The following is a 1,018-nucleotide window of genomic DNA, read 5'->3' on the forward strand; positions in this document are numbered from 1 at the left end:
TTGCAAGGCTAAAGCATTTTAGAGCGATAGCTACACGATACGATAAATTAAAAATAAACTTTGAAAGCATGTTGGCATTAGCATGTGTAATGATTTGGCTGCCAATGTGAAAGATCAACAGCCCCTAATACTGTTGGATTTTTGTTAATAATAGTAAAGCCAGTTTGTTTACTTGGGAAGCATAAAAGAGCGCTTTTATTGCTTTATTGTGCCCATTCCTTTAATTGCTTGATCTCTTCTGCCCAAATGTTGGGATCCGTTGTTTCTAATATCAGTGGAATGTTGTCAAAACGAGGATCTTGCATAATATATTGAAAACAAGTCCAGCCAATTTCGCCGGCACCTAATGATGCGTGTCTATCCACTCTGCTTGCAAAAGGGATCTTACAGTCATTAATATGCATGGCACTTAAATATTCAAAACCAACGATACCAGCAAAGGTGTTAAAGGTGTTTTCACAGTCCGTTATAGTACGCAAATCATAACCAGACGCAAAAGCGTGGCAGGTATCAAGGCAGATCCCAACCCGTTTTTTATTATCGACATGTTCAATGATAGTCGCTAGTTGTTCAAATGAATAGCCTAAGTTAGTGCCTTGCCCTGCCGTATTTTCAATGACCGCTTTCACCGAACTTATCTGCGAAAGCCCGATATTAATCGATTCTGCCACACGCAGTAAGCTATCATGCTCGTTTATTTTATGGAGATGGCTACCGGGGTGGAAATTGAGCAGTGTCAGTCCCAGTTGCTGACAGCGAAACATCTCGTCAGTGAATGCATCTCGAGACTTCTGTAACGCTTCTTTTTCGGGGTGACCTAGATTAATCAGATATGAGTCGTGTGGCAGGATCTGTTCAGCACAGAAGTTATAGCGAATACAAGCGGCTTTAAATTGTGAGCTTACGGCAGCGTAGCTCAACTTCCATTTTTTGTTCTGATTTAATACGGGTAACTCATCCATCAGGACTTAATTATGTCAAATCCAGAGCAACTTAGTAGCGTTATTACTGCATTTGA

General features: G+C 40.6%; 1 protein-coding gene and 1 pseudogene. One reads left to right on the forward strand and one right to left on the reverse strand.

The window, feature by feature from the left end; all coding sequences use genetic code 11:
* Nucleotides 1–110 (forward strand): annotated as a pseudogene (locus KSO91_RS17340) (IS5/IS1182 family transposase); the annotation flags it as partial.
* A 93-nt stretch (nucleotides 111–203) separates the two neighbouring features.
* Here the strand turns inward: KSO91_RS17340 and nfo are convergent.
* Complete coding sequence (nfo, locus tag KSO91_RS17345; protein WP_238744267.1) at nucleotides 204–962, reverse strand: deoxyribonuclease IV; 759 nt, start codon at nucleotides 960–962, stop codon at nucleotides 204–206.
* Nucleotides 963–1,018: the final 56 nt, after the last annotated feature.

The sequence above is a fragment of the Psychromonas antarctica genome (assembly GCF_022267535.1).
Classification (GTDB): Bacteria; Pseudomonadota; Gammaproteobacteria; order Enterobacterales; family Psychromonadaceae; genus Psychromonas; species Psychromonas antarctica.

Excerpts from the sequence above, each read along its gene's own strand:
- nfo (WP_238744267.1), bottom strand. The coding sequence starts at position 962 with ATGGATGAGTTACCCGTATTAAATCAGAACAAAAAATGGAAGTTGAGC.